Origin of the sequence: Nocardioides mangrovi, from assembly GCF_020073815.1 — a bacterium.
Classification (GTDB): Bacteria; Actinomycetota; Actinomycetes; order Propionibacteriales; family Nocardioidaceae; genus Nocardioides; species Nocardioides mangrovi.
In genome coordinates, this window is the sequence record NZ_JAIQZJ010000019.1 from 59,673 (window position 1) to 83,834 (window position 24,162).

At 71.9% G+C, this 24,162-nt stretch carries 26 protein-coding genes; 19 read left to right on the forward strand and 7 right to left on the reverse strand.

The features are described from left to right. The first annotated feature begins 34 nt into the window (after positions 1-34). The 4 genes from K8U61_RS22235 (at position 35) to K8U61_RS22250 (ending at position 3,522) form a co-directional block, all read left to right on the forward strand. The gene (locus tag K8U61_RS22235) at positions 35-619 is read left to right on the forward strand and encodes an ATP-dependent Clp protease proteolytic subunit (RefSeq protein ID WP_224125226.1); all 585 of its coding nucleotides are present in this window, start codon (positions 35-37) and stop codon (positions 617-619) included. Positions 620-628: 9 nt separating this feature from the next. After that, positions 629-1,237, forward strand: coding sequence for an ATP-dependent Clp protease proteolytic subunit (locus K8U61_RS22240; RefSeq protein WP_224125201.1), 609 nt, complete (start codon positions 629-631; stop codon positions 1,235-1,237). Positions 1,238-1,384: 147 nt separating this feature from the next. Beyond that, positions 1,385-2,677 carry an ATP-dependent Clp protease ATP-binding subunit ClpX gene (clpX, locus tag K8U61_RS22245; protein ID WP_224125202.1) on the forward strand — a complete coding sequence of 431 codons (1,293 nt, stop codon included), beginning with the start codon at positions 1,385-1,387 and terminating at the stop codon, positions 2,675-2,677. A gap of 164 nt (positions 2,678-2,841) precedes the next feature. Next, complete coding sequence (locus K8U61_RS22250) at positions 2,842-3,522, forward strand: hypothetical protein (RefSeq protein ID WP_224125203.1); 681 nt, start codon at positions 2,842-2,844, stop codon at positions 3,520-3,522. Here the strand turns inward: K8U61_RS22250 and valS are convergent. After that, a complete protein-coding gene (valS, locus tag K8U61_RS22255; protein ID WP_224125204.1) occupies positions 3,485-6,100 on the reverse strand; it encodes a valine--tRNA ligase in 2,616 nt (871 codons plus the stop codon). The genes K8U61_RS22250 and valS overlap by 38 nt on opposite strands. 78 nt (positions 6,101-6,178) lie before the next feature. On the opposite strand from valS, the gene K8U61_RS22260 reads away from it, so the two are divergent. Continuing rightward, complete coding sequence (locus K8U61_RS22260; protein WP_224125205.1) at positions 6,179-7,063, forward strand: GNAT family N-acetyltransferase; 885 nt, start codon at positions 6,179-6,181, stop codon at positions 7,061-7,063. Here K8U61_RS22260 and K8U61_RS22265 read toward each other — a convergent pair. After that, on the reverse strand, positions 7,053-8,090 hold the full coding sequence (locus K8U61_RS22265; RefSeq protein WP_224125206.1) for a hypothetical protein: 1,038 nt from the start codon (positions 8,088-8,090) through the stop codon (positions 7,053-7,055). The two genes, K8U61_RS22260 and K8U61_RS22265, sit on opposite strands and share 11 nt — an antisense overlap. After that, positions 8,087-8,614 carry a SigE family RNA polymerase sigma factor gene (locus tag K8U61_RS22270; RefSeq protein WP_224125207.1) on the reverse strand — a complete coding sequence of 176 codons (528 nt, stop codon included), beginning with the start codon at positions 8,612-8,614 and terminating at the stop codon, positions 8,087-8,089. Before K8U61_RS22270 ends, K8U61_RS22265 begins: the two co-directional genes overlap by 4 nt. 95 nt (positions 8,615-8,709) lie before the next feature. Here K8U61_RS22270 and folC point away from each other — a divergent pair, with 95 nt between their 5' ends. Both folC and K8U61_RS22280 read left to right on the forward strand, forming a co-directional pair. Next, positions 8,710-10,086 carry a bifunctional tetrahydrofolate synthase/dihydrofolate synthase gene (gene folC, locus K8U61_RS22275; RefSeq protein WP_224125208.1) on the forward strand — a complete coding sequence of 459 codons (1,377 nt, stop codon included), beginning with the start codon at positions 8,710-8,712 and terminating at the stop codon, positions 10,084-10,086. Beyond that, complete coding sequence (locus tag K8U61_RS22280) at positions 10,083-10,484, forward strand: DUF4233 domain-containing protein (protein ID WP_224125209.1); 402 nt, start codon at positions 10,083-10,085, stop codon at positions 10,482-10,484. The genes folC and K8U61_RS22280 overlap by 4 nt, the downstream gene beginning before the upstream one ends. On the opposite strand, the gene pdxR is transcribed toward K8U61_RS22280, so the two are convergent. Continuing rightward, the gene (gene pdxR / locus K8U61_RS22285) at positions 10,473-11,798 is read right to left on the reverse strand and encodes a MocR-like pyridoxine biosynthesis transcription factor PdxR (protein ID WP_224125210.1); all 1,326 of its coding nucleotides are present in this window, start codon (positions 11,796-11,798) and stop codon (positions 10,473-10,475) included. The genes K8U61_RS22280 and pdxR overlap by 12 nt on opposite strands. 66 nt (positions 11,799-11,864) lie before the next feature. On the opposite strand from pdxR, the gene K8U61_RS22290 reads away from it, so the two are divergent. From K8U61_RS22290 to rodA, 8 genes are all read left to right on the forward strand, one after another. Then, complete coding sequence (locus tag K8U61_RS22290; protein ID WP_224125211.1) at positions 11,865-12,536, forward strand: pyridoxamine 5'-phosphate oxidase family protein; 672 nt, start codon at positions 11,865-11,867, stop codon at positions 12,534-12,536. Positions 12,537-12,545: 9 nt separating this feature from the next. After that, the gene (gene ndk / locus K8U61_RS22295; RefSeq protein ID WP_224125212.1) at positions 12,546-12,953 is read left to right on the forward strand and encodes a nucleoside-diphosphate kinase; all 408 of its coding nucleotides are present in this window, start codon (positions 12,546-12,548) and stop codon (positions 12,951-12,953) included. 46 nt (positions 12,954-12,999) lie between these two features. Beyond that, positions 13,000-13,362, forward strand: coding sequence for a hypothetical protein (locus K8U61_RS22300; RefSeq protein ID WP_224125213.1), 363 nt, complete (start codon positions 13,000-13,002; stop codon positions 13,360-13,362). A 148-nt stretch (positions 13,363-13,510) separates the two neighbouring features. Then, positions 13,511-14,539 (forward strand): rod shape-determining protein, encoded by a 1,029-nt coding sequence (locus tag K8U61_RS22305; RefSeq protein WP_224125214.1) that lies wholly within the window; start codon positions 13,511-13,513, stop codon positions 14,537-14,539. Further along, on the forward strand, positions 14,539-15,477 hold the full coding sequence (mreC, locus tag K8U61_RS22310; RefSeq protein WP_224125215.1) for a rod shape-determining protein MreC: 939 nt from the start codon (positions 14,539-14,541) through the stop codon (positions 15,475-15,477). The genes K8U61_RS22305 and mreC overlap by 1 nt, the downstream gene beginning before the upstream one ends. Continuing rightward, on the forward strand, positions 15,474-15,986 hold the full coding sequence (gene mreD / locus K8U61_RS22315; protein WP_224125216.1) for a rod shape-determining protein MreD: 513 nt from the start codon (positions 15,474-15,476) through the stop codon (positions 15,984-15,986). The genes mreC and mreD overlap by 4 nt, the downstream gene beginning before the upstream one ends. Beyond that, positions 15,986-18,097 (forward strand): penicillin-binding protein 2, encoded by a 2,112-nt coding sequence (gene mrdA, locus K8U61_RS22320; protein ID WP_224125217.1) that lies wholly within the window; start codon positions 15,986-15,988, stop codon positions 18,095-18,097. Before mreD ends, mrdA begins: the two co-directional genes overlap by 1 nt. A 1-nt stretch (position 18,098) precedes the next feature. Further along, positions 18,099-19,265, forward strand: coding sequence for a rod shape-determining protein RodA (gene rodA / locus K8U61_RS22325; protein WP_224125218.1), 1,167 nt, complete (start codon positions 18,099-18,101; stop codon positions 19,263-19,265). Here rodA and K8U61_RS22330 read toward each other — a convergent pair whose 3' ends face one another. Continuing rightward, the gene (locus K8U61_RS22330) at positions 19,266-20,384 is read right to left on the reverse strand and encodes a calcium:cation antiporter (RefSeq protein ID WP_224125219.1); all 1,119 of its coding nucleotides are present in this window, start codon (positions 20,382-20,384) and stop codon (positions 19,266-19,268) included. 33 nt (positions 20,385-20,417) lie between these two features. Here K8U61_RS22330 and K8U61_RS22335 point away from each other — a divergent pair, with 33 nt between their 5' ends. Beyond that, positions 20,418-20,888 carry a methyltransferase family protein gene (locus tag K8U61_RS22335; RefSeq protein ID WP_224125220.1) on the forward strand — a complete coding sequence of 157 codons (471 nt, stop codon included), beginning with the start codon at positions 20,418-20,420 and terminating at the stop codon, positions 20,886-20,888. Between the two features lie 8 nt (positions 20,889-20,896). Here the strand turns inward: K8U61_RS22335 and arr are convergent, their stop codons facing one another. Beyond that, entirely contained in the window at positions 20,897-21,316 is a 420-nt protein-coding gene (gene arr, locus K8U61_RS22340) for an NAD(+)--rifampin ADP-ribosyltransferase (protein WP_224125221.1), read from the reverse strand. A 78-nt stretch (positions 21,317-21,394) separates the two neighbouring features. Here arr and K8U61_RS22345 point away from each other — a divergent pair, with 78 nt between their 5' ends. From K8U61_RS22345 to K8U61_RS22355, 3 genes are read left to right on the forward strand one after another with little or no spacing between them, the layout of a single operon-like run. Then, positions 21,395-21,712 carry an ArsR/SmtB family transcription factor gene (locus K8U61_RS22345; RefSeq protein ID WP_224125222.1) on the forward strand — a complete coding sequence of 106 codons (318 nt, stop codon included), beginning with the start codon at positions 21,395-21,397 and terminating at the stop codon, positions 21,710-21,712. Further along, positions 21,709-22,233, forward strand: coding sequence for an SRPBCC domain-containing protein (locus K8U61_RS22350; RefSeq protein ID WP_224125223.1), 525 nt, complete (start codon positions 21,709-21,711; stop codon positions 22,231-22,233). Before K8U61_RS22345 ends, K8U61_RS22350 begins: the two co-directional genes overlap by 4 nt. Beyond that, on the forward strand, positions 22,233-22,613 hold the full coding sequence (locus K8U61_RS22355) for a VOC family protein (protein ID WP_224125224.1): 381 nt from the start codon (positions 22,233-22,235) through the stop codon (positions 22,611-22,613). Before K8U61_RS22350 ends, K8U61_RS22355 begins: the two co-directional genes overlap by 1 nt. Positions 22,614-22,765: 152 nt before the next feature. On the opposite strand, the gene K8U61_RS22360 is transcribed toward K8U61_RS22355, so the two are convergent. Then, entirely contained in the window at positions 22,766-24,016 is a 1,251-nt protein-coding gene (locus K8U61_RS22360) for an HNH endonuclease (protein ID WP_224125225.1), read from the reverse strand. Between the last annotated feature and the right edge of the window lie 146 nt (positions 24,017-24,162).

The following is a 24,162-nucleotide window of genomic DNA, read 5'->3' on the forward strand; positions in this document are numbered from 1 at the left end:
CCAGCACGCGCCGCAGCTCAACGGCGGTGGCGGGATGAACGTGCTCGACGACCACATCTACCAGCGCCTGCTGCGTGAGCGCATCGTGTTCCTCGGCTCCGAGGTGCGCGACCAGAACGCCAACGCGATCTGCGCCCAGCTGCTGCTGCTCTCGGCCGAGGACCCCGAGGCCGACATCTTCCTCCACATCAACAGCCCCGGTGGCTCGGTGGACGCAGGCATGGCGATCTACGACACGATGAACTACATCCCCAACGACGTCGCCACCGTGGGCATGGGCCTGGCGGCCTCGATGGGCCAGTTCCTGCTCTGCGCGGGCACCAAGGGCAAGCGCTACGCACTGCCGCACGCGCGGATCATGATGCACCAGCCGTCCTCCGGCATGGGTGGCTCGGCCTCCGACATCAAGATCCAGGCGCAGCAGTCGCTGCACATCAAGCAGGTGCTCCTCGACCTCATCGCCGAGCACACCGGCCAGAGCCGCGAGCAGGTGGAGATGGACGCCGACCGCGACCGCTGGTTCACCGCCGACCAGGCCCTGGAGTACGGCCTGGTCGACCAGGTCATCAAGAGCGCCCGCGAGGCCGCCGACGACGGCCGCCCGGCCCACAAGAACTGAAGGACCGTCATGAACTACTACATCCCGCAGTGGGAAGAGCGCACGTCGTACGGCTTCCGCCGCATCGACCCCTACGCCAAGCTGTTCGAGGACCGCATCATCTACCTCGGCACCCCGATCTCCGACGACGTCGCCAACGCCGTCATCGCGCAGCTGATGTGCCTGGAGTCGATGAACCCCGACCAGGACATCCAGATCTACATCAACAGCCCGGGCGGCTCGTTCACCGCGCTGACCGCGATCTACGACACGATGAACTTCATCAAGCCCGACGTGCAGACCGTGTGCATCGGCCAGGCCGCGTCGGCGGCGGCGATCCTGCTCGGCGCCGGCAGCCGCGGCAAGCGCCTGGCGCTGCCCAACAGCCGGATCCTGATCCACCAGCCCTACACCGAGGGCACGTTCGGCCAGACCTCGGACATCGAGATCCAGGCCAACGAGATCCTGCGGATGCGGGAGCTGCTGGAGAAGATGATCAGCGACCACAGCGGCCGCGACCTCGAGCAGGTCAGCCGCGACATCGAGCGCGACAAGATCCTCACCGCCGAGCAGGCCGTCGAGTACGGCCTCATCGACGCCGTGATCGAGTCGCGGAAGGGCGCCCCGGCGCTCGCCTGAGCCCCATGACGACGGGTTCCCCGTGTCCGGCCCCCCAACGGGGGCGGCTCGGGGTACCGTCTTCCGAGGGCCTCACCGCCCCCGAGCTACCCAGATAGACCAGATCCGACCAGTACCTGGATCGACTCGACCGGAGGATGACCGCCCGTGGCACGCATCGGTGACGGAGGCGACCTGCTCAAGTGCTCCTTCTGCGGAAAGAGCCAGAAGCAGGTGAAGAAGCTCATCGCAGGCCCGGGTGTCTACATCTGTGACGAGTGCATCGACCTCTGCAACGAGATCATCGAGGAGGAGCTCAGCGAGGGCACCGAGGTCAGCCTCGACGAGCTGCCCAAGCCGCGCGAGATCTTCGAGTTCCTCAACTCCTACGTGATCGGCCAGGAGCAGGCGAAGAAGTCGCTCGCCGTCGCGGTCTACAACCACTACAAGCGCGTCCAGGCCGGCCTCCAGCCGGGCTCCGCGTCCGGTCCGGGCAAGCACAGCAAGGACGAGGTCGTCGAGGTCGCCAAGTCCAACATCCTGGTGATCGGTCCCACCGGCTGCGGCAAGACCTACCTCGCCCAGACCCTGGCGCGGATGCTCAACGTGCCGTTCGCGATCGCCGACGCCACCGCCCTCACCGAGGCCGGCTACGTCGGTGAGGACGTCGAGAACATCCTCCTCAAGCTGATCCAGGCCGCCGACTACGACGTCAAGAAGGCCGAGACCGGCATCATCTACATCGACGAGATCGACAAGGTGGCCCGCAAGGCGGAGAACCCCTCGATCACGCGCGACGTCTCCGGCGAGGGCGTCCAGCAGGCGCTGCTGAAGATCATCGAGGGCACCACCGCCTCGGTGCCGCCGCAGGGGGGCCGCAAGCACCCCCACCAGGAGTTCATCCAGATCGACACCACCAACATCCTCTTCATCGTGGGTGGTGCCTTCGCGGGCCTCGAGCACATCGTCGAGCAGCGGGTCGGCAAGAAGACCCTCGGCTTCACCGCCGAGGTGCGCGGCCAGGCCGAGAAGGAGGCCGAGGACCTCCTCGCGCAGGTGCGCCCCGAGGACCTCACCAAGTTCGGCCTGATCCCCGAGTTCATCGGCCGCCTGCCGCTGATCGCGAGCGTGAGCAAGCTCGACCAGGAAGCCCTGGTCCAGATCCTCACCGAGCCGCGCAACGCGCTGGTCAAGCAGTACCAGAAGCTCTTCGAGCTCGACGGCGTCGAGCTGGAGTTCACCGAGGAGGCCGTCCAGGCCATCGCCGACAAGGCCATGGAGCGGGGCACCGGCGCCCGCGGCCTGCGCGCGATCATCGAGGAGGTCCTCCTCCACGTCATGTACGACGTGCCGTCCCGGGGCGACATCGGCAAGGTCATCGTCACCGGTGAGGTCGTCGCCGACGAGGTCGCCCCGACCCTGGTGCCGCGCAAGGCCGAGGCGAAGAAGAAGTCCGCCTGACCGGTCGGCGACGCCGACCCGTAGCCCGCGCGGACCAGTCCGCCTAGTCCATTCGGGTCATCTCTGGGCCAGGGTTTTGTCGAGCCCGCGTCCCACCCGTAACACTCCCTCTCGAAGGGTCAGCCACGGGCTGGCCCGACGCCGTCTCGGGAGGACCGTTGTTGATGAAGCCGGAGCATCGTCGGCCGCTGATCGCGGCGGTGGTCGTGCTGCTCGCGTGCACGGGCATGATCGCCCACGCGATGCGGACCGACGCCCTCGGTGTCGTGGCGCGCCCGATGCGGGTGATCGCCGGAGAGGTCGTCGACCCGGTCGAGCGGGCGCCGCAGCAGGCGCGCACCGCGCACGACGCCCCCGTCGTCGAGCCGGCCGCGCCGTCGAGCGCCGACCCGAGCACCGACCCGAGCACGACCTCGAGCACGACCTCGAGCTCCGCCCCCGCGACCGCGTCGGGGGAGCCCACCAGGTCGCCCGCCACGCCGGCGCACGTCGACCACCACGCGCCGGCGCACGAGCAGGCGTCGCCGGCCGGGCACCAGGACCAGGGCCTGCACCTCGGCCAGCAGGGCCAGGGGAACGACGGCGTCAGCCCCGGTCACGCCGAGGGTGGCAGCGACCAGGGCCACGACCAGGGCCACGACCAGGGCCACGACCAGGGTGGGGACCAGGGCGAGGACCAGGGCGGCGACCACGGCGAGGACGAGAACGGGCACGCCCGTCCGTGGTCGCACGCGACGTCCGAGGACTGGCGCGCGGCGGCCGAGCAGCTGCTCCGCGCCGTTCAGGACCTGGCGCAGGGCGCCGGGATCACTCCTCCGTGGGAGCAAGCTCAGCCGACACGCTGAGCTCGGTCGCACCGTCCACGGCGGTGAAGACGAGGTCCCCGGTGATCTTGCCGGTCTTGCGCAGGTCGTCCGCAGCCAGCTCGGCCGCGCGGACCAGCGCCTCCGGCCCGCTGATCTCGACCCGCGACAGCTCCGCGCGCATCGAGACCTTCGCGGTCGACTTGGCACCGCGGATCCCGACCAGCGCGGCCGCGACCGCCTCCAGGGTCGAGGCGTCCGTGGCCGCGGCGGAGCCGAGCTCGGCCGGGGTCGGCCAGGCCGAGGTGTGGATCGAACCCTCCTGCCACCACGACCAGACCTCCTCGGTCACGTAGGGCAGGAACGGCGCGAGCAGCCGCAGCTGGACGTCGAGCGCGATCGCGAGGGTCGCCTTCGCCGAGACGGTGGCGGCGCCACCCTGCTCGTCGTACGCGCGCTCCTTGACCAGCTCGAGGTAGTCGTCGCAGAACTCCCAGAAGAACTTCTCGGCGGTCTCGAGCGCGGTGGTGTAGTCGTAGGCCTCGAACGCGTCGGTGGCCGTGGTGACGACCTGGGCGAGGCGGCCGAGCAGCGCGCAGTCGACGGGCTCGGCGACCTCGAACGGGTTGACCCCGGTCGCGCCGACGCCGCCGAGGACGAACTTGGAGGCGTTGAGGACCTTCATCGCCAGCCGGCGGCCCACCTTCATCTGGCTCTCGTCGAAGGGCGAGTCCAGGCCGGGGCGGGCCATCGCCGCGCGCCAGCGGACCGCGTCGGCGCCGAACTTGTCGAGGATCTCGGTCGGGACGACCACGTTGCCCTTGGACTTCGACATCTTCTTGCGGTCGGGGTCGACCACGAAGCCGGAGACGAGGGCGTGGTGCCACGGCACGACGCCGTTCTCGAAGTGGGCGCGCACCACGCGGGAGAAGAGCCAGGTGCGGATGATGTCGTGGGCCTGGGTGCACAGGTCCATTGGGAAGACCCGCTCGAAGAGGTCGGGGTCGGACTCCCAGCCGCCGGCGATCTGCGGGGTCAGCGACGAGGTCGCCCAGGTGTCCATCACGTCCGGGTCGCCGATGAAGCCGCCGGCCTGGCCGCGCTGGTCCTCGGTGTAGCCGCGCGGCGCGTCCGTGGACGGGTCGATCGGCAGCTCCGCCTCGGTCGGCAGCAGCGGGTGGTCGTAGTCGGGCTCGCCGTCGGCGTCGAGGGGGTACCAGACCGGGAAGGGGATGCCGAAGAACCGCTGGCGGGAGATCAGCCAGTCGCCGTTGAGGCCGCCGACCCAGTTGTCGTAGCGGTGCTGCATGTACGGCGGCACCCAGGTCATCTCACGGCCGCGGTCGAGCATCTCGGTGCGCAGGCCGGCGTCGCGGCCCCCGTTGCGGATGTACCACTGGCGGGTGGAGACGATCTCGAGCGGCTTGTCGCCCTTCTCGTAGAAGTTCGCCATCCGCTGGGTCGGCTTCGGCTCGCCGTCCAGGTCGCCGGTCTCGCGCAGCTTGGCGACCACGGCCTCGCGGGCGGAGAAGGCGGTCTTGCCCTGGAGCTCCTCGTACGCCGAGGCTGCGGGCTCGTGCGCCAGCCACTCGGGGGTCTCGCGGGACATCCGGCCGTCGCGGCCGATCAGCGTGCGGACCGGCAGGTCGAGCTCGCGCCACCAGGTGACGTCGGTGAGGTCACCGAAGGTGCAGCACATGGCGATGCCGGCGCCCTTGTCCATCTCGGCGGCCGGGTGGGCGAGCACCGGGATCTCGACGCCGAAGATCGGGGAGCTCACCGTGGTGCCGAAGAGCGGCTGGTAGCGCTCGTCGTCGGGGTGCGCGATCAGCGCGACGACCGACGGGATCAGCTCGGGACGGGTGGTCTCGATGTAGACCGGAGTGCCGTCGGCCTGGTGGAAGGCCACCCGGTGGTAGGCGCCGGCGTACTCGCGCGCCTCGAGCTCGGCCTGCGCCACCGCGGTCTGGAAGGTGACGTCCCAGAGGGTCGGCGCCTCCTGGAGGTAGGCCTCGCCGCGGGCGAAGTTGCGCAGGAACGCGCGCTGGCTGACGACCTGCGCCTTCGGGCCGATCGTCGTGTAGTGCTGCTTCCAGTCGACCGAGAGGCCGAGGGTGCGCCACAGCGACTCGAAGACCTGCTCGTCCTCGACGACCAGCCGCTCGCACAGCTCGATGAAGTTGGGGCGGCTGATCGGGATCTGCTTCTTCGGGTCCGGCTTCTCCGGGGGCGTGAAGTCGGCGTCGTACGGCAGCGACGGGTCGCAGCGCACGCCGAAGTAGTTCTGCACCCGGCGCTCGGTCGGGAGGCCGTTGTCGTCCCAGCCCATCGGGTAGAAGACGGACTTGCCGCGCATCCGCTGGAAGCGGGCGATGAGGTCGGTGTGGGTGTAGGAGAACACGTGGCCGACGTGCAGGCTGCCGCTCACGGTCGGCGGCGGGGTGTCGATGGAGTAGACGTCCTCGCGCGACCGGGTGCGGTCGAAGGCGTAGGTGTCCTGCGCCTTCCAGCGCTCGCTCCAGGTGGCCTCGAGGCCCTCGAGCGCAGGCTTCTCCGGTACGACGACAGCGCGTCGATCGGCGCTGGTCGTCTCCGGGGCTGGTGTCTGCGTCTCGGTCATGCCTGAAATCCTAGGGCGCGCACGCTCCCACGCCGAAACCGGTTGTGACGACGGGCACCCGGGTGGCTCACTTCGGTCATGTCCATCGAGCTCACCGACGACCCGGCCGCCTTCCTCGACGCGGCCGCCGACCACCTTGCCGCGGACCCGGTCCTGACCACGGTGATCGCGTCGGTCACCGCCCGGATGGCACGTGAGGAGCCGGGCCGGTACACCGACCTGCCGTACCGCTGGTGGGCCCTCGCGCGGGACGACGACGGTGCGGTCACGGGGGTCGCGATGCGGACCGCGCCGTTCGCGCCCCACCCGGCGTACGTGCTGCCGATGCCGGACGACGACGCCGTCGCGCTCGCCCGGCTCCTGCACGAGCGCGGTGAGCGGCTCGGCGGGGTCAACGGCGCGCTGCCGACCGCCCGGGTCCTCGCCGAGGAGACGGCCCGGCTGAGCCGGGGAGCGGTCAGCGTCCACGAGCACCTCCGGCTGCACGAGCTCGGCGAGCTGCTGATGCCGCCGGCGCCGGCGGGCCGGCTCCGCCTGGCGACCGAGGCGGACGGCGAGCTGTGCCTGGCGTGGTTCCTCGCGTTCGAGGCCGCCGCGGCCGAGCAGGCGGGCCGCACCGGGGTCCACGGGCTCGGCGAGTCCTTCACGCTCGAGGACATGCTGGTCCGGATCCGCGACGAGGTGATCTGGCTCTGGGAGGACGAGCGCGGCGAGCCCATGCACCTGACCGGCGCCAACCTCCCCGCCAACGGCGTCACCCGGATCGGCCCGGTCTACACGCCCCGCGAGCAGAGGGGACGGGGCTACGCGAGCCGCGCCGTCGCCGAGATCTCGCAGTCGTACGTCGACCGGGACGTCCGCTGCTGCCTCTTCACCGACCAGGCCAACCCGGTCTCCAACCGGGTCTACGAGGCGATCGGCTACCGGCCCGTGACCGACATGGTCAACCAGGTCATCGGTTGAGCCGGCCGCCGAGGGCCGCGGCGATCGCGTCCTCCGAGGCCGCGCTGGGCTTCCAGTAGCCGCGGGCGCTCCCGAACGTCCCCGTGCAGCTGCCATCGATGTAGGCCGCGCGGTCGCCCTCGGCGTTCTCGAGGACCAGCAGCCGTTGCGGACCGGTGTCGGTGCACGTGCCGTCCGGCGGGGTCGAATCGAGGTGCGCCGCCAGGTCCTCGCGGATGGTGGCGAGCTGGTCGTCGGTGAGCGTGCCCACCCACCTGACGTACTCCCGCGAACCGTTGGGGTCCGGGCGGAAGCACACGATGCCTGCTGTGGCGGTGGCCGGGGCGAACGACGCGTTCCACGTCCCGGTCCGGGGGCCTTCGTAGAGCTGCTCGCCGGCCGTGCACGACAGCGGGCCGGGCGCACCGGACTGCTGGCGGTCCAGGTTGCCCTCGAACGCCGCGACCACCGCGCCGTCGCCGCGCTCGACACCGCCGATGGCCAGTGAGGAACAGGAGCGCAGGGTGCTCCCGACGACGTACGTCGTCCCATCGCCGGTCTGCACCTGGAGCGCCCACGGCTGCGGCGCCAGGTTCATCACCGCGCACTGGCTGGGCATCTCGTAGGCCGGGAGCGCCTCGACGTCCTCGGCGAACGCGGCTGCGGCGTCGCCGACGAGTGCCTCCGTCGGCAACGGGTCGCCCTGCGCGTCCTGTGCCGGGCAGGCGCGCACCGCGACGACGTCCTCCAGGTCGAGCACCCCCATCGGCGTCGACACGTCGACCGGCTGGGCCGGGCACGGCTCCGCCTGGACCACCGGGGGCGCGGGCGTGACCCGGTCCGGGCCGTCGTCGCCGCCCGGGACGCCGCGGACGGCGACGACGACGGCCACCACCGAGACGGCGGCCACGGCGACCAGCGCCCGGTCGCGGACCCGGACGTTGCGGCCACGGCGGGCCACCGCCGCTGCCCGCGACGGCGCGTCGAGGTCGGGGCGGTCGGGAGCGGCCTGCTCGAGCAGTCCGCGGAGAAGGTCGGTGTCGGTCATGACTCATCTCCGTCACTGGAGTAGGTCGAGAAGAGCGGTGAGGTGCGGAGGGTGACGAGGGCACGGGAGGTCTGGCTCTTGACCGTGCCGACGCTGACGCCGAGGGCGGCCGCGGTCTGCGCCTCGGTCAGGTCGTCGAAGAAGCGGAGCACCACGACGGCGCGCTGGCCGCGCGGCAGCTGCGCGAGGGCGACCAGCACGTCGCGGCGTACCTCCGGCGAGCCGGCGGCCACCGGCGTCTCGGGCAGCTCCCCGGTCGGGACCTCGCCGTTCCACCGGCGCCGCCACCAGTCGGTGTAGGTGGTGACCATCGCTGCCCGCACATACGCCTCGACCGCCTCCTTGCGGCTGATCCGGTCCCAGCGCCGCCAGGCCTTCACGAGCGCGGTCTGCAGCAGGTCCTCGGCCCGGTGCGGGTCGCCGGTGAGCAGGTAGGCGCTGCGCCACAGCGCGGTCGAGCGGGCCGCGACGAACTCCTCGAAGCCCGTCACCGCCGCCTGCTCCGCCACACGCACCTCGCTCATCGGCACCTCCACCCTTCCCGACGAGGTGGGTCGGGCAGAAGGTTGTCAGGTTCCGATTCCGTGCGGGCTGTCGTCGATCCCTAGACTCGACCCCGATGAGCGACACCACGCACGACGCCGACGCACCCCGCCTGGCCGAGACCTTCGAGGAGGTCGAGGACGCGCTGCTGTCCCGCTGGCCGGAGACCAAGCTCGAGCCCTCGCTCGACCGCATCCAGGCCTTCACCGAGCTGCTCGGTGACCCGCAGCGCGCCTACCCGGTCATCCACCTGACCGGCACCAACGGCAAGACCTCCACGTCGCGGATGATCGACACCCTCCTGCGCGCGCTCGATCTGCGCACCGGCCGCTTCACCAGCCCGCACGTCGAGCGGATGACCGAGCGGATCTCCGTCGACGGCGAGCCGCTGTCCGACGAGGCGTTCGTGCGCGCGTTCAACGACGTCGCGCCCTACACCCACCTCGTCGACGCGGACCAGCCGCACCCGCTCTCCTTCTTCGAGACCGTCGTCGGGATGGCGTACGCCGCGTTCGCCGACGCTCCGGTCGACGTCGCCGTCGTCGAGGTGGGCATGGGCGGCGCCTGGGACGCCACCAACGTCGCCGACGCGGCGGTCGCGGTGGTGCTGCCGATCGCGGTCGACCACGCGCAGTACCTCGGCGAGACGCCGGCCGCGATCGCCGTCGAGAAGTCCGGGATCATCAAGCCCGGCTCGATCGCCGTGCTCGCCCAGCAGACCCCCGAGGTCGCGGAGGTGCTGCTCGCCCGGGCCACCGAGGTCGGCGCGACCGTGGCGCGGGAGGGCCTGGAGTTCGGGGTCGTCTCGCGGACGCCCGCGGTCGGCGGCCAGGTCGTGTCGCTCCAGGGCCTGCGGGCGCGGTACGACGACGTCTTCCTGCCGCTCTACGGCGCCCACCAGGCCCAGAACGCCGCGGTCGCGCTGGCCGCCGTCGAGGCGTTCGCGGGAGACGCGGCCCTCGACGAGGACGTCGTCCGGCAGGCCTTCGCCGAGGTGACCTCGCCCGGGCGCCTCGAGATCGTGCGGCGCAGCCCGACGATCGTCCTCGACGCCGCGCACAACCCGGCCGGCGCCGAGGCGCTCGGCGCCGCACTGGAGGACTCCTTCACCTTCAGCCCGCTGATCGGCGTCATCGGGGTGATGGCCGACAAGGACGCCGACGGGCTGCTCGCCGCGCTCGAGCCGCACCTCGCCCACCTCATCTGCTCGCAGAACTCCACCGACCGCGCGATGCCTGCCGACCGGCTGGCCGAGGCGGCGCGCGAGATCTTCGGCGAGGACCGGGTCACGGTCGCGCCGCGGCTCTCCGACGCGATCGACCAGGCCGCGGCGCTGGCCGAGGCCGGCGAGGCCTTCGGTGACCCGCTGGGCTCCGGCGCGGTGCTGGTGACCGGCTCGGTCGTCACCGTCGGCGAGGCCCGCAGCCTGCTCGTGCGGGAGGGCCGCCGATGAGCGCCACTGACAGCGCGGAGCGGGAGCGGTCGCCGCGCCGCGGCATGTGCGCGGCCGTGCTCAGCCTCGAGGCGATCACCCTCGGCCTGACCACCCCGGTCATGATCTCCATCGCCGACGTCGACACCGCGACCGCGCTGTGCATCGGGCTCGGCCTCTGCGTGGCCTGCCTGCTGCTCGCCGGGATGCTGCGCCGCGAGTGGGCCTACGCCGCCGGCTGGGTGATCCAGGGCGCGGCCATCGGGCTGGGCTTCGTGATCCCGATGATGTTCGTCCTCGGCATCATCTTCGCGCTGCTCTGGGGCTCCGCGGACCTGCTCGGTCGCAAGATCGAGCGGGAGCGGGCCGCGGCGTACGCGGCCTTCGACCGGATCGTCGAGCCGCCGTCAGAGGACTGAGGTCAGCGCGGCCAGGGCGCGGTCGAGCTCCGCGTCGGTCACGCCGCCGAAGCCGACCACCAGGCCGGTCAGCGACGCCGACCGGCAGTAGTCGCTGAGCAGGTTGACCTCGAAGCCCGCCGACCGGGCCGCCGCCTGCGCGCGCCGCGCGTCGGGCTGGGGGAGCAGCCAGGTCGAGTACATCCCCGCGAGCGGCCCCGCCAGCTCGGCGTACGGCGCGAGCGCGGCCGCCACCCGGGGCGCTCGGTCGGCGTAGACCCGGCGCGCGGTGCGGACGACCTTGTCGACGTAGCCGTCGCGCAGCAGGGTCAGGAAGGCACGCTGGACCGGCCAGGGGGCGCCCTCGTGGGTGACCAGGCGGCGGGCGTTGAGCGGGTCGAGCCGCTCTGGTGGCGGGACCAGCCAGCCGAGCCGCAGCGACGGCGCGACGGCCTTGGCGGCGGTGCCGAGGTAGGCGACCCGGGAGCGGTCCAGGCTGGCGAGCGCGGGCACCGGGGCGACGTCGTAGCGGAACTCCGAGTCGTAGTCGTCCTCGACCACCACCGCACCCGCCTCCGCCGCCCGGGCGAGGAGCGCGAGCCGCTCGGCAGCCGGCAGCACGCGGCCGAGGGGGTGCTGGTGGGCGGGGGTGACGTACGCCGCCGCGCAGCCGTGGAGGTCGACCGCCGGGCCGTCGGCCGGGAGGTCGCGGACCTCGCGGCCCAGGCCCCGGACGGTCTCGACGGCGGCCCGGTAGCCGGGGTCCTCGAGGGCGACCGCCCCGGCCGGCAGCACGGTGAGCAGGTGCCGAAGACCGTCGGTGGTGCCGGCGGTGACGACCACCTCGTCCGGGTCGACCGCCAGCCCGCGCAGCCGGGCGAGCCGGTCGGCCAGCAGGGTCCGCAGCTCCGGGAGACCGCGCGGGTCGTCGTACCCGCGCGGAGGCCGCGCGGTGGAGACCTCGCGCCACGCCCGCCGCCAGCCGGCGGCGTGCCGGGGGTCGATCCAGGGGGTGCCGGCGTCGAGCCGGACCAGCTCGGCGGTCGCCCGCCCGGGGCGGGGTCGGGTGGGGGCGGCGGCACTCGCGGCGCCGGCGGCGACGAAGGTGCCCGCGCCCCGGCGCCCCTCGAGCCAGCCCTCGGCGAGGAGCTGCTCGTAGGCGTGCTCGACGACCGACCGACTCACGCCGAGGTCGGCGGCGAGGGCGCGGCTGCTCGGGAGCCGGTCGCCGCGGGCGAGGGTGCCGGCGAGGACGAGGTCGCGGATCCGGCCCGAGAGCTGGACGCCGAGCGAGCCGGGAGCGGCGCGGTCGAGGGTGACGGGAAGGGCGGTCATTGGCCTGCCGGACTGATCGTTGATTGGCCCGTGTGTGCAGGCCACTTGCCGGCGAGGATAGTCGTCGTGACGACGACTCCGCTCTCTCCGACCCAGCGCACCACGATCGGCCGCGGCCGCAACCGGATGGTCGAGGACCGCGCCGAGCTGCACCGCCTGCTCGACGACGCACTGATCGCCCACCTGGGCGTGGTCGTCGGCGGGCACCCGGTGGTGCTGCCGGTGGCCTTCGCGGTGGACCTCGACGGCCCCGACGAGGACGGGACGCTCTACGTGCACGGCTCGGTCGCGGCCGGCTGGCTGCGTGGAGCCGCCGACACCACGGTGTGCGTGACCGTCACCGAGCTCGACGGGCTGGTCGCCGCGCGCTCGGCCTTCCACCACTCGATGAACTACCGCTCCGCCGTGGTGATCGGCACCGCTCGGATCGTCGAGGACCCCGTCGAGCGCCGCCACGCGCTCGGCCTGACCGTCGACCACATGATCCCGGGCCGCGACGCCACCCTCCGCGAGCCCACCCGCAAGGAGCTGGCGGCGACCGCGGTCCTCGCCGTCCCGCTCCACGAGGCGTCGATGAAGGCCCGCGCCGAGGGTCCGGTCGACGACGCCGAGGACATCGAGGCAGGGGTCTGGGGCGGCGTGATCCCGGTGGGCCGCGTGTTCGGCGCGGTGGTGCCCGACGCCGACGCGACCGGTCCGGTCCCGGCCGACGTCGTACGACGGGCGCGTGCTCGCTAGGGTCGGCACATGACCCAGCGCACGTTCGTCATCCTCAAGCCCGACGCCGTCCGGCGGGGCCTGGTCGGGGAGGTCCTCTCCCGGTTCGAGGCCAAGGGCCTGAGCATCGTCGCGATGGAGCAGCGCACCATCGACGGCGCGATGGCCGACCAGCACTACGCCGAGCACGTCGAGCGCGACTTCTACCCGCCGCTGCGCACCTTCATCACCAGCGGCCCGCTGGTGGCGCTGGTGCTCGAGGGCGACGAGGCCATCGACGTGGTGCGCGCGATCAACGGCGCCACCGACGGGCGCAAGGCCGCGCCGGGCACCGTGCGCGGCGACCTGTCGCTGTCCAACCGCGAGAACCTCGTGCACGCCTCGGACTCCGCGGAGTCCGCCGCGCGCGAGCTCGCGCTCTGGTTCCCGGGTCTGTGACCTGATCTGACGTTTCGGTGAGGTGCCCCCGGGCAAGCCTCACGGCATGGAGCCGCTGGCTCGGGACGCCGAGCTCCCCCCGATGGTCGCGGCCGCGATCGACCGGGTGACCGCCCACGCCACCGGCGCGTGGACCGAGGTCACCGGCACCGGCGAGCCCGTCACCGCGCGCCTGGAGCCCGGCCCGGGCGACACCGTGGTCGCGCGTGCCCGCGCCACCACGGTCTGCGACGTCTCGCCGCTGCTCGGCCTCGAGCTGATGCTGGCCGGTGCCGGCTGGACCACGACGCACCCGCCGGCGGGCCTGGACGTGCTGGCGGCCCAGCGCGCGGGCGACGAGCTGCTCGCGTCGTACGCCGCACCCGGCGTCGTCACCGTCACCGTCACCTCGGCGCCGCTGCCCGCCTGAGGCCCCGCGACGAAATCGCAGGTGAGGCCGCGTGTCCTGCCCGGCGAGCGCGGTCGGCGTTCGTAGCCTGTTGTCACAACTTCCCCACCAGCACCACCCGTGATCCATCCCCGGGCGCGGGTGCGTGCGCGCAGCGACAAGGCATCCCATGGCGAACAGCTTCATCGGCCGGGACATGGCCGTGGACCTCGGCACCGCCAACACGCTCGTCTACGTCCGCGGCAAGGGCGTCCTGCTCGACGAGCCGAGCGTCGTCGCGCTCAAGGAGTCGACCGGCGAGATCCTCGCCGTCGGCCACGAGGCGAAGCGGATGCTCGGGCGCACCCCCGACCACATCACCGCCATCCGGCCGCTCAAGGACGGCGTCATCGCCGACTTCGAGGCGACCGAGCAGATGCTGCGCTACTTCATCCAGCAGGTGCACCGGCGCCGCTACTTCGCCAAGCCCCGGATGGTGATCTGCGTGCCGAGCGGCATCACCGCCGTCGAGCACCGCGCGGTCAAGGAGGCCGGCTACATGGCCGGCGCCCGCCGCGTCTACATCGTCGAGGAGCCGATGGCGGCCGCGATCGGCGCCGGGCTCCCCGTCCACCAGGCCACCGGCAACATGGTCGTCGACGTCGGCGGCGGTACGACGGAGGTCGCGGTCATCTCGCTCGGCGGCATCGTCACGAGCCTCTCGGTCCGCACCGCCGGCGACGACCTCGACCAGGCGATCGTCGCGTGGATGAAGAAGGAGCACGCGCTGATGCTCGGCGAGCGCACCGCCGAGGAGGTCAAGATGACCCTCGGCTCGGCGTTCCCGCAGCTCGACGAGCCCGAGGCGGAGATCCGCGGCCGCGACATGGTCTCCGGCCTGCCGCGCACCGTCGTCGTCTCCAGCGCCGAGGTCCGCCAGGCGCTCGAGGAGCCGCTGCACGCGATCGTCGACGCCGTCCGGGCCACCCTCGACCAGACCCCGCCGGAGCTCGCCGGCGACATCATGGACCGCGGCATCGTCCTCACCGGCGGCGGCGCGCTGCTCCGCGGCCTCGACGAGCGCCTGCGGCACGAGACCGGGATGCCGGTGCACATCGCCGAGGACCCGCTGACCTCCGTCGCGATCGGCGCCGGGAAGTGCGTGGAGGAGTTCGAGGCGCTGCAGCAGGTGCTCGTCACCGACCCGAGGCGCGGCTGATGCGCGACCTCAGGCCCGGGTTCAAGCTCCGCGAGCGCCACTGGCGCGGGCCGGCCGCCGAGCACCGCCGGGTGTCGCCCGGCCTCGTCGCCACGCTGGTGCTGGCCAGCCTCACCCTGATGACCCTCGACCACGCCGGCGGGTCCGACTCGCCGCTGGAGCCAGCGCGCCGGGCCGTGGGGGAGATCTTCGGGCCGGCCGAGACCGCCACCTCGGCCGCCGTACGCCCCTTCACGGCGGTGCCCGACTGGTTCCGGTCCAAGGACTCCATGCAGCAGGACCTGCTGGACCTCCAGGCGGAGAACTCCCAGCTCAAGTCCCAGGTCGCGAAGCAGGACTACGACCGCAACCGGCTCGAGGAGTACGACGGCCTCACCGCCGCCGCCCACCAGATCGGCTACTCGCTCGTGCCCGCGCGCGTCGTCGGCCTCGGGGCCGCGCAGTCCTTCTCGCAGACGGTGACCATCGACGCCGGCACCGACGCCGGGATCCACCCCGACCTCACCGTGATCAACAACGACGGCCTGGTCGGCCGGGTCCTGCGGGTCACGCGCACCACGGCGACCGTGCTCCTGATCGTCGACTCCGACTCCACCGTCGGCGGCCGGGTCGGCCGCAGCATGGAGGTCGGCTTCCTGCACGGGCGCGGCGTCATCGGCGGCGACGGACGCCTGGACCTCGAGCTCGTCGACCAGACCGCCGTCCCCGCGAAGAACGACACCGTCGTCACGTGGGGGAGCGAGGCCGGCGGCCCCTACGTCTCCGGCGTGCCGGTCGGCCGCGTCACCAGCGTCTACAGCAGCCTGCGCGAGTCCTCGCAGCGCGCCGTCGTCGAGCCGTTCGTCGACTTCGGGGCCCTCGACCTGGTCGGTGTCGTGGTGCCGTCCGGCACCACGAGCGACCGCGCCGTGATCGAGGCCGACGGGAGCCTGGGATGAACACCCTGCGCGGACTGGCCGCGGCCGCCGCCGTCGCGGTCGCCCTGGTCCTCCAGGTCTCGCTCTTCCCGCACCTGGCCTGGGACGGCATCGTGCCCAACCTCTGCCTGCTCGTGGTCGTCGCCGCCGGGCTCGCGCGCGGCCCTCAGCTCGGGACCGTCCTCGGCTTCGCCGCCGGTGTCGCGCTCGACCTCGCCCCGCCCGCCGACCACGTCGCCGGCCGCTGGGCGCTCGCGCTGCTCGTGGTCGGGTACGTCGCCGGCCGAGTGCGCCAGGACGCCCGTCCGAGCGTCGGCACCGTCGTCGCGACGGTCGCCGCGTCGTCGTTCGTCGGCACCTCGATCTACGCGCTCACCGGCCTGGTGCTCCAGGACCACGCGCTCGGCACCGGCGACCTGCTCCAGGTGATCCTCGTCGGCGTGCTGTGGGACCTCCTGCTCACCCCGCTCGTGCTGCCGCCGGTGATGGCGATGTTCCGTCACCTCCAGCCGGACCGGACCCTCGCCTGATGGCTCGCTCGAACGCCGGACGGCTGCGCCTGGTCGTCATCCAGGCGCTCGTCTTCTCCCTCTTCGCCACGCTGCTGGTGCGCCTCTACTACCTCCAGGTCGTCGGCGGGGAGGAGTACCACGCGCAGGCCGCCTCGCAGTCGGTGCGCGACATCGTCGTCCAGCCCCAGCGCGGGCTGATCGTCGACGACGAGGGCCGCCCGCTGGTCACCAACCGCACCTCGTGGGTGGTCTCGGTCGACCGCACCGTGCTCGGCAAGCTCGGCGACCACCAGCAGCAGGTGCTGCTCCAGCGCGTCTCCGACGTCGTCCACGTGCGGGTCCCGCGGATCGAGCGCTCGCTGGTCACCTGCGGCGACGACGGCGCGGTGCCCGGCGTGTGCTGGAACGGCTCGCCCTACCAGGCCGTGCCGATCGCCTCCGACGTCAAGGAGACCGTGGCGCTGCGCATCCTCGAGCAGCCCGAGGACTACCCCGGCATCGTCGCCGAGAAGCAGAGCGTCCGCTCCTACCCGCACCCCTACGGCATCAACCTCGCGCACGTCCTCGGCTACCTCAGCCCGATCACCGAGGACGAGTACGACGAGGCGCAGAAGCGCGGCGACGAGTCGCTCAACGGCGCCTCGGTCGTGGGCCGCGCCGGCATCGAGAAGCAGTACGACAAGTGGCTGCGCGGGATGCCCGGCTACAAGAGCGTCGCGGTCGACTCGATGGGCCGGGTCCTCGGCGACGACGGCGAGGTCGCCAGCAAGCCCGGCGACACGCTGGTCACCAGCATCGACGCGAAGCTCCAGGGCCTGGTCGAGAAGCAGCTCGCCCAGACGATCCAGACCGCGCGGTCGACGTACGACGACGTCACGCACAAGAACTACGTCGCCGACTCCGGCGCCGCGATCGTGATGGAGGCCAAGACCGGCCGGATCGTCGCGATGGCCAGCCAGCCGACCTACGACCCCTCGGTGTGGGTCGGCGGGATCAGCAAGAAGCAGCTGGCCCGGCTCTACTCCGACGCCGCGGACAACCCGCTGCTCGGCCGCGCGACCCAGGGCCAGTTCGCGCCGGGGTCGACGTGGAAGCCGATCATGACGGTCGGCGCGCTCAACAACGGCTTCTCGCCGGACACCCGCCTCGACTGCTCCTCGGGCCTGCAGGTCGGCAACCGCTGGTTCAAGAACTACGAGTCCGCGTCGTACGGCCCGATCACCTTCGCCCAGGCGCTCCAGCTCTCCTGCGACACCTTCTTCTACCGCGTCGGCCTGCACTACTGGCAGAAGTACGGCACCGACCCGACCAACGTCGACGCCAAGGACCCGCTCGTCGAGGAGGCCAAGAACTTCGGCTTCGGCCAGAAGACCGGCATCGACCTGCCCGGCGAGGCGAGCGGCCGGATCGCGGACCGCAAGTGGAAGCTCGCCTACTGGAAGTCCATGAAGGGCTACTACTGCCGGATGGACGAGAAGGGCACCGCGCCCAACGCCTTCCTCAAGGTCTTCTCGCACGAGTTCTGCCTCGAGGGCAGCTACTACCGCGAGGGCGACGCCGTGAACTACTCGATCGGCCAGGGCGACACCATGGTCACGCCGCTCCAGCTGGCCCGCGCGTACGCCGCGCTCTCCAACGGCGGCACCCTCTACGAGCCGCGGATCGCGAAGGCGATCGTCGACACCGACGGCCAGGTGGTCAAGGAGTTCAAGCCGGTCGTCGCGGGCCACGTCGACGCGTCGAAGGCCAGCATCGACTACGTCGACACGGCCCTCCAGGGCACGCCGAAGGTCGGCACGCTCGCCTGGAAGTTCGGCGACTTCCCGCTCGACCAGGTCCACATCCGCGGCAAGACGGGCTCCGCCGAGGTCTACGGCAAGCAGTCGACCTCGTGGGTCGCGACGTACGACGAGAACTACGTGGTGATCATGATGGTCAGCCAGGGCGGCACCGGCTCCGGCACGTCGGGGCCCGCGGTCCGCAAGATCTGGGAGTCGCTCTACGGCATCGACGGGATGACCGTCGACACCGACAAGTCCGTGATCCCCGGCGTCACGCCGCCCGCGGGCCTGCCGACGTTCACCAAGGACGGCACGATCCTGCCGCCGGCGCGCAAGGAGAACGACTGAGATGACGCGCGTGCCCCGCCTCGACTGGCTGCTGCTCCTCGCGGTCCTCGCCCTGATCACCCTGGGCAGCCTGCTGGTGTGGTCGGCGACCAGCCATCGCGCCGACCTGACCGGCGGCGACACCACGGCGTACCTGCGCAAGCAGCTCGTCAACGTCGTCATCGGGCTGGTGCTGATGGCCGTCGTGATCGCCGTCGACCACCGCTGGGTGCGGATCCTCGCGCCGGCGGTCTACCTCGCGTCCATCGGCGGGCTCGTGTTGGTGCTGACCATGGGCTCGACGGTCAACGGCTCGCGATCCTGGCTGCAGCTGGGCGGGATGTCGATCCAGCCCTCGGAGTTCGCCAAGCTCGCGGTCGTCGTGGGCATGGCGCTGTGGGTGGCCGAGCGCGCGGAGGTACGCCGGGGCAAGCCGGGCGGCTCGATCGGCGACGTGGTCGGCATGCTGGCGATCGCGGGCCTCCCGGGCGCGCTGATCCTGCTGCAGCCCGACCTCGGCACCATGCTCGTGCTCTCGGCGACGGTCTTCGGCGTGGTCGCCGTGTCGGGTGCACCGCGACGCTGGCTGGCGCTGCTCGTGACCGGCGCGGTCACCGCCGCCGTCGCCGCGGTGGCAGCGGGCTTCCTCAAGCAGTACCAGGTGGATCGCTTCATGGCGTTCACCAACCCCGACCTCGACCCGCGCGGCGCCGGCTACAACGTCGAGCAGGCGCGGATCGCGATCGGCAACGGCGGCCTCTTCGGGCAGGGCCTGTTCGACGGTTCGCAGACCCGTGCGGGCTTCGTGCCCGAGCAGCACACCGACTTCGTCTTCACCGTCGCGGGGGAGGAGCTCGGCCTGCTCGGCGCGGGCGTCCTCATCGCGCTGCTCGCCGTCGTGGTGTGGCGGGCGACGGTCATCGCGACTCGAACCGACGACGTCTTCGGGCGGCTCGCGGCCGCCGGCATCGCCTGCTGGTTCGGCTTCCAGGCCTTCCAGAACATCGGCATGTGCCTCGGCATCATGCCGGTCACCGGCGTACCCCTGCCGTTCGTGTCGTACGGCGGCAGCTCGATGTTCGCCGGCATGCTCGCCGTCGGGCTGCTGCAGAACATCCACCTGCGGTCGGTCGCGGCGCAGCCGCCGCGGATCACCCAGCCGGTGCGGGTGCTCGTCCGCTCGTCCTGATCAGGGGTTGATGGCGAGGAAGACGAACGCCGCCAGCAGTGACAGGTGCACGAACCCGTGCAGTGACTTCGCCCGGCCGGGGACGACCGTGAGGACCGCGACGATCACCGAGACCAGCAGCAGCACCATCTGGGTCGGCTCGAGGCCGAGGTGGAGCGGCCCGTCGAGCCAGATCGAGGCGATCGCGATCGCGGGGATCGTGAGGCCGATGCTGGCCATCGCGGAGCCGTAGGCGAGGTTCAGGCTGATCTGCACGTGGTTGCGGGCGGCCGCGCGGCCGGCCGCGATCGACTCCGGCAGCAGCACCAGCAGCGCGATGACGACGCCGACGAAGGAGTGCGGGAAGCCGACGGCGTCGACGGCGTCCTCGATCGGGTAGGACTCGACCTTCGCCAGCCCGACCACGGCCACCAGGCCGAGCAGCAGCAGGAAGAGGCTGACCAGGGCGGCCCGGTCGCTCGGCGGGTCGGCGTGGCCGTCGCCGTCCTCGTCGGGGAGACCGACGGCGCCTGCCTCGTGCGGGTCGACGGGCAGGAAGAAGTCGCGGTGCTTGACGGTCTGGGTGAAGACGAAGATGCCGTAGAGGCCGAGCGACGCCACGGCCGCGAAGGTCAGCTGGGCGCTGGAGAACTCGGGCCCCGGCGTACTCGTGGTGAAGCGCGGCAGCACGAGCGTGAGCGTCGCCAGAGCGACCACCGTGGTCAGGGCCGAGCCGGCGCCCTCGGGGTTGAAGACCGCCATCCGGTACTTCACCGCCCCGATCAGGAGCGAGAGCCCGGCGATGCCGTTGACCGTGATCATCACCGCGGCGAAGACGGTGTCGCGGGCGAGGGCGGAGGTGTCGCCGCTGCCGCTGATCATCAGCGTGACGATCAGCGCCACCTCGATGACGGTGACCGCGGCGGCCAGCAGGAGGGACCCGAAGGGCTCGCCGATCCGGTGCGCCACCACCTCCGCGTGGTGCACGGCGGACAGCACGGCGCCGATGAGGAAGATGCCGATCCCGACCGCGGCGACGGTGCCCGGGTGGTGTCCCCAGGAGACGGCGAGGACGACGACGGCGACGAGCGGCGCGAGGTTGGTCCAGTGGTACCGGCTGGTCGGCGACGCGCTGCTCATGACAAGAACCCTAGGGGGGATCACCATGGCCCCATGACCAGCGACTCCGGACCGATCGTCTCGTTCCGGCTCTGGCCGCCCGTCGCGATCGGCCTCCCGCTGGTCGTCGGCTGGATCGTGACGGCCGGATGGGGCGACCCGATCGACCTCGGGTCGTGGCGTCTCCCGGTGGGCTGCGTGCTGCTGCTGCTCTTCGCGGTCTGGAACGGCTGGTCGCTGTGGCTCTTCGCCCGCCACGAGACCGGGCTGCTGCCCGGGCAGGAGACCACCGCGCTGATGATCCGCGGTCCCTACCGGCTCTCCCGGAACCCGCTCTACGTCGGGCTGCTCGCGCTCTACCTGGCGATCGCGCTGCTCGTGCCGTCGTTCTGGGCGCTGGTGCTCTTCCCGGTCGCGGTGGCGCTGGTCCTCTGGGGCGCGATCCTCCCGGAGGAGCGATTCCTCCACGAGCGCTTCGGCGCGCCGTACGACGACTACCGGCGGCGCGTGCGGCGCTGGCTGTAGCCGGCCGCTCAGTCCTCGATGACGTCGAGGCCCTGCTCGCGCAGCCGGGCCAGGTTGTCGAGCATCGTCTGCAGCGCCTCCGGCGGGTGCCCCTCCCAGTCCTCGACCTCGCGGACCACCCGCAGGGGCTCGCGGGTGCGGTACGACTTCGTGGGGTTGCCCGGGAACTTCTTGTCGGTCACGTTCGGGTCGTCCTCGAAGTCCCCGGCCGGCTCCACCTCGTAGATGTGCCCGCGTCCCTCGACCCCGGCCAGCGCGGTCGCCAGCTGGGCGCCCCACGCCGCCGTCGGGATCAGCGAGGTGAAGTAGACGAAGTTCATCACCCGGCCCTGCTGGAAGTTGGACCCGAACCCGGCGACCAGCTCGTCCCCGGCCCCGAGCACCGCCTTCGTGCCGTGGAAGAACGGCCCGACGATCTCCTCACCCATGCCCCGCATCCTGCCGCATCCGGCCGCGTCTCCGAATGTACCCTTGCGGGTACGTAACCACTTAGGTACATTGCTCTCATGGACGCTGTGCTGCAGGCGCTGGCCGACGAGAGCCGGCGGACCGTTCTCGAGATCCTCCGCGACCACCCCGCGAGTGCGGGGGAGCTGGCCGCGGCGCTGCCGATCGCCCGCCCGGGAGTGTCGCGGCACCTCCGGGTGCTGCGGGAGGCCGGGCTGGTCGACGTACGGCAGGACGCGCAGCGGCGGATCTATACCCTCCGCCCCGAGGCGCTCGTCGAGGTCGACGAGTGGCTCGGGCCGTACCGCCGGCTCTGGGAGAGCCGGCTCGACGCACTCCACACCGAGATCGCACGAGGAAAGAAGGCCCGACGATGACGACGAACGCGACGATGCGCGCCCTCGACGAGACCCGGGGAGCCGTCCGGGTCGAGGACGTCTACGACACCGACATCCACGACCTCTGGGAGGCGTGCACGACGCCCGAGCGCCTGGCCCGCTGGCTCGCCCAGGTCGACGGCGACCTGCGGGTCGGCGGCATGATCCAGGTCGTCTTCACGAGCACCTGGACCGGCCCGGTTCGCGTCGAGGTCTGCGACGCGCCCCACCACCTGCTGCTGACCATGGAGCCGGGTGCCGACGACGAGGGACAGATCGAGGCGTGGCTGACCGAGGAGGGCACCCGGACCCGTCTCGTGGTCGAGGAGCGCGGCCTGCCGATCACCCATCTCCCGTTCCACGCCTCCGGGTGGCGGGTCCACCTCGAGGACCTCGGTCGCTCGCTCGAGGCCGGCGGCCCGGTGCACCCCGAGGGCTGGAGCTCCGAGGCCGGCGCGCCCGGCTGGAAGCGCCGCTGGGAGGAGCTCACACCGATGTACCAGGAGATGGAGGTCGGCTGATGTCCGACCTGATCAGGCTCAGCTCGACCACGGTCAACGCGCCCGACGCGATCGCGCTCGCCCGCTTCTACGCCGACATCACCGGCGGGGTCGCCACGGGCGACGAGCACTGGGCACTGGTGGCCGGGCCGAACGGCGACATCGGCTTCCAGCAGGTCGACGACCACCGGCCCCCGACCTGGCCGGGTGGCGAGGTCGCGATGCAGCTGCACCTCGAGTTCCTCGTCGACGACCTCGAGGCGACCGGAGCCCGGGTGCTCGCCGCCGGCGCGACCCGGTACGAGCACCAGCCCAACGCCGACCACTGCTTCGTGTACGCCGACCCGGCCGGCCACCCCTTCTGCCTCTCCACCTGGGGCCTCCCGAGGCTCAGCGACTGACCTGTCGGGGCGCGCTGGCTCGCGCGGGCACGGCACTGCTTTCCGCTGGTTGAGGTGCGAAGGCGCGCAAGCGGTCCGCTGGTTGAGGTGCGAGGAGCGTCAGCGACGAGCCCCGAAACCCGGTGAGTCGAGAATCGGTCTCTGGCGTCGGCCTAGATGCGTCGATGGAAGCTGACGCTGCCGTTGGGGTGGTGGGTCATGTCGTAGGTGGTGTCGTGGGCTCTCATGTGGTGCCAGTGGCAGAGGCCGATGGCGTTGGTGAGGTCGGTGGGTCCGCCCTTGGTCCATTCCCGGATGTGGTGGGCGTGGAGGCCGCTGGTCCGTTCGCAGCCCTCGGTGGCGCACTGGCCGTGCTGGCGGAGCGTGATCGCGATCCGTTGGGCCTGGGAGTGGAGCCGCTGCTCGCGGCCGAGGTCCAGTACTTCGGACTCGCTGCCGAGGACGACGGGGAGGATCCTGGCCTCACACGCCAGCTGCCGGGCGAGGGCGGGTGAGATGCGGTCGCCGGTGTCGAGGATGGTCCCGGCCTGCTCGAGCCGCCCCAGCAACGCGTCTTCGGAGATGGTCACGAGGAGGGTGGCGTTGAGGCCGCCGAGCTTGGGGAGCTTGTTCTTCGGGAACCGCATCAGCAGCTCGTAGAACGCCTGCCCCTGAGCCTCCGGCCCGGTCCGGACAGCGGCGAGGTGGCCGGTGCCGGCGCCCTTGGTGGCGTTCTGGTGCTTGGCGGCCATGACCGCGGCCAGGATCTTCCGCAACGCGGCGCCGCCGAGGTGCGGCATCTTGAACGACCCATAGGTGGAGCCGTCGCCGTCGTCCCAGACCTTGAGGTACATCGCCCGCGCTGCGGCCTGTTCTTGGCGTTCGAGGATCTCGGCCTCGCGGGCGTCGGCGCCGTCGGGGTCGATGACCTCCCACAGCCGCTTCCCGAGCCGGTTCAATGCCTTGGCGTCGTGGTCGGCGGCGAGGTCGAGGAGGTGCCGCTCGGCAGTGTCCTGGTGTTCCTCGGGGAGGGTGTCGACCCACCGGAGGATCACCGTCGCCTGCTCCGGGCAGATCACGGCCGAGGCGAGGGCGCTCCGGGTCAACGGGTGGCGCTGCAGGTCCTGGCCGAGCTTCACCATCCGGTGCATGGCCGGGCGGGTCTGCTTCGTCTCGTGCGCGAGCCAGGCCGCGGTCGACGACGCGCCGCGGTCCTGGCCGACCTGCTGCTCGTCGGCATGAGCGGCCACGCGGCCCTTGAGCTCGGTGACCTGGGCCTCGAGGCGGGTGAGCTCGACGAGGGCGTCGGCTGCTTCGGTGTCGGTCATCGACCATGCCGGAGTGTCGGCGACGGACGTCGCAGTGTCGCGCATCTGCGCGACCGCGGCGTTCACGCGGTGACTCGGGATGGTCGGTGTTGCCATGTCTCAACTCAAGCATTGGCCACCGACACTGATGATGCTTGTAGCGCTTGGGGATTCTGACTCTGCCGCCGACTGTCGACCTGTTGGTCTGACCCTCAGATTGGACTGTCGAGTCCCTGGGCGTTCGTTCGCCGGCCGGGCGGACA

Bases quoted from the DNA above. Each gene is read 5' to 3' on its own strand.
- K8U61_RS22235 (WP_224125226.1), top strand. From the start codon at position 35: ATGAACGTGCTCGACGACCACATCTACCAGCGCCTGCTGCGTGAGCGC.
- K8U61_RS22240 (WP_224125201.1), top strand. From the start codon at position 629: ATGAACTACTACATCCCGCAGTGGGAAGAGCGCACGTCGTACGGCTTC.
- K8U61_RS22250 (WP_224125203.1), top strand. From the start codon at position 2,842: ATGAAGCCGGAGCATCGTCGGCCGCTGATCGCGGCGGTGGTCGTGCTG.
- valS (WP_224125204.1), bottom strand. From the start codon at position 6,100: ATGACCGAGACGCAGACACCAGCCCCGGAGACGACCAGCGCCGATCGA.
- K8U61_RS22260 (WP_224125205.1), top strand. From the start codon at position 6,179: ATGTCCATCGAGCTCACCGACGACCCGGCCGCCTTCCTCGACGCGGCC.
- K8U61_RS22265 (WP_224125206.1), bottom strand. From the start codon at position 8,090: ATGACCGACACCGACCTTCTCCGCGGACTGCTCGAGCAGGCCGCTCCC.
- K8U61_RS22270 (WP_224125207.1), bottom strand. From the start codon at position 8,614: ATGAGCGAGGTGCGTGTGGCGGAGCAGGCGGCGGTGACGGGCTTCGAG.
- folC (WP_224125208.1), top strand. From the start codon at position 8,710: ATGAGCGACACCACGCACGACGCCGACGCACCCCGCCTGGCCGAGACC.
- K8U61_RS22280 (WP_224125209.1), top strand. From the start codon at position 10,083: ATGAGCGCCACTGACAGCGCGGAGCGGGAGCGGTCGCCGCGCCGCGGC.
- pdxR (WP_224125210.1), bottom strand. From the start codon at position 11,798: ATGACCGCCCTTCCCGTCACCCTCGACCGCGCCGCTCCCGGCTCGCTC.
- ndk (WP_224125212.1), top strand. From the start codon at position 12,546: ATGACCCAGCGCACGTTCGTCATCCTCAAGCCCGACGCCGTCCGGCGG.
- K8U61_RS22300 (WP_224125213.1), top strand. From the start codon at position 13,000: ATGGAGCCGCTGGCTCGGGACGCCGAGCTCCCCCCGATGGTCGCGGCC.
- K8U61_RS22305 (WP_224125214.1), top strand. From the start codon at position 13,511: ATGGCGAACAGCTTCATCGGCCGGGACATGGCCGTGGACCTCGGCACC.
- mreC (WP_224125215.1), top strand. From the start codon at position 14,539: ATGCGCGACCTCAGGCCCGGGTTCAAGCTCCGCGAGCGCCACTGGCGC.
- mreD (WP_224125216.1), top strand. From the start codon at position 15,474: ATGAACACCCTGCGCGGACTGGCCGCGGCCGCCGCCGTCGCGGTCGCC.
- mrdA (WP_224125217.1), top strand. From the start codon at position 15,986: ATGGCTCGCTCGAACGCCGGACGGCTGCGCCTGGTCGTCATCCAGGCG.
- rodA (WP_224125218.1), top strand. From the start codon at position 18,099: ATGACGCGCGTGCCCCGCCTCGACTGGCTGCTGCTCCTCGCGGTCCTC.
- K8U61_RS22330 (WP_224125219.1), bottom strand. From the start codon at position 20,384: ATGAGCAGCGCGTCGCCGACCAGCCGGTACCACTGGACCAACCTCGCG.
- K8U61_RS22335 (WP_224125220.1), top strand. From the start codon at position 20,418: ATGACCAGCGACTCCGGACCGATCGTCTCGTTCCGGCTCTGGCCGCCC.
- arr (WP_224125221.1), bottom strand. From the start codon at position 21,316: ATGGGTGAGGAGATCGTCGGGCCGTTCTTCCACGGCACGAAGGCGGTG.
- K8U61_RS22345 (WP_224125222.1), top strand. From the start codon at position 21,395: ATGGACGCTGTGCTGCAGGCGCTGGCCGACGAGAGCCGGCGGACCGTT.
- K8U61_RS22350 (WP_224125223.1), top strand. From the start codon at position 21,709: ATGACGACGAACGCGACGATGCGCGCCCTCGACGAGACCCGGGGAGCC.
- K8U61_RS22355 (WP_224125224.1), top strand. From the start codon at position 22,233: ATGTCCGACCTGATCAGGCTCAGCTCGACCACGGTCAACGCGCCCGAC.
- K8U61_RS22360 (WP_224125225.1), bottom strand. From the start codon at position 24,016: ATGGCAACACCGACCATCCCGAGTCACCGCGTGAACGCCGCGGTCGCG.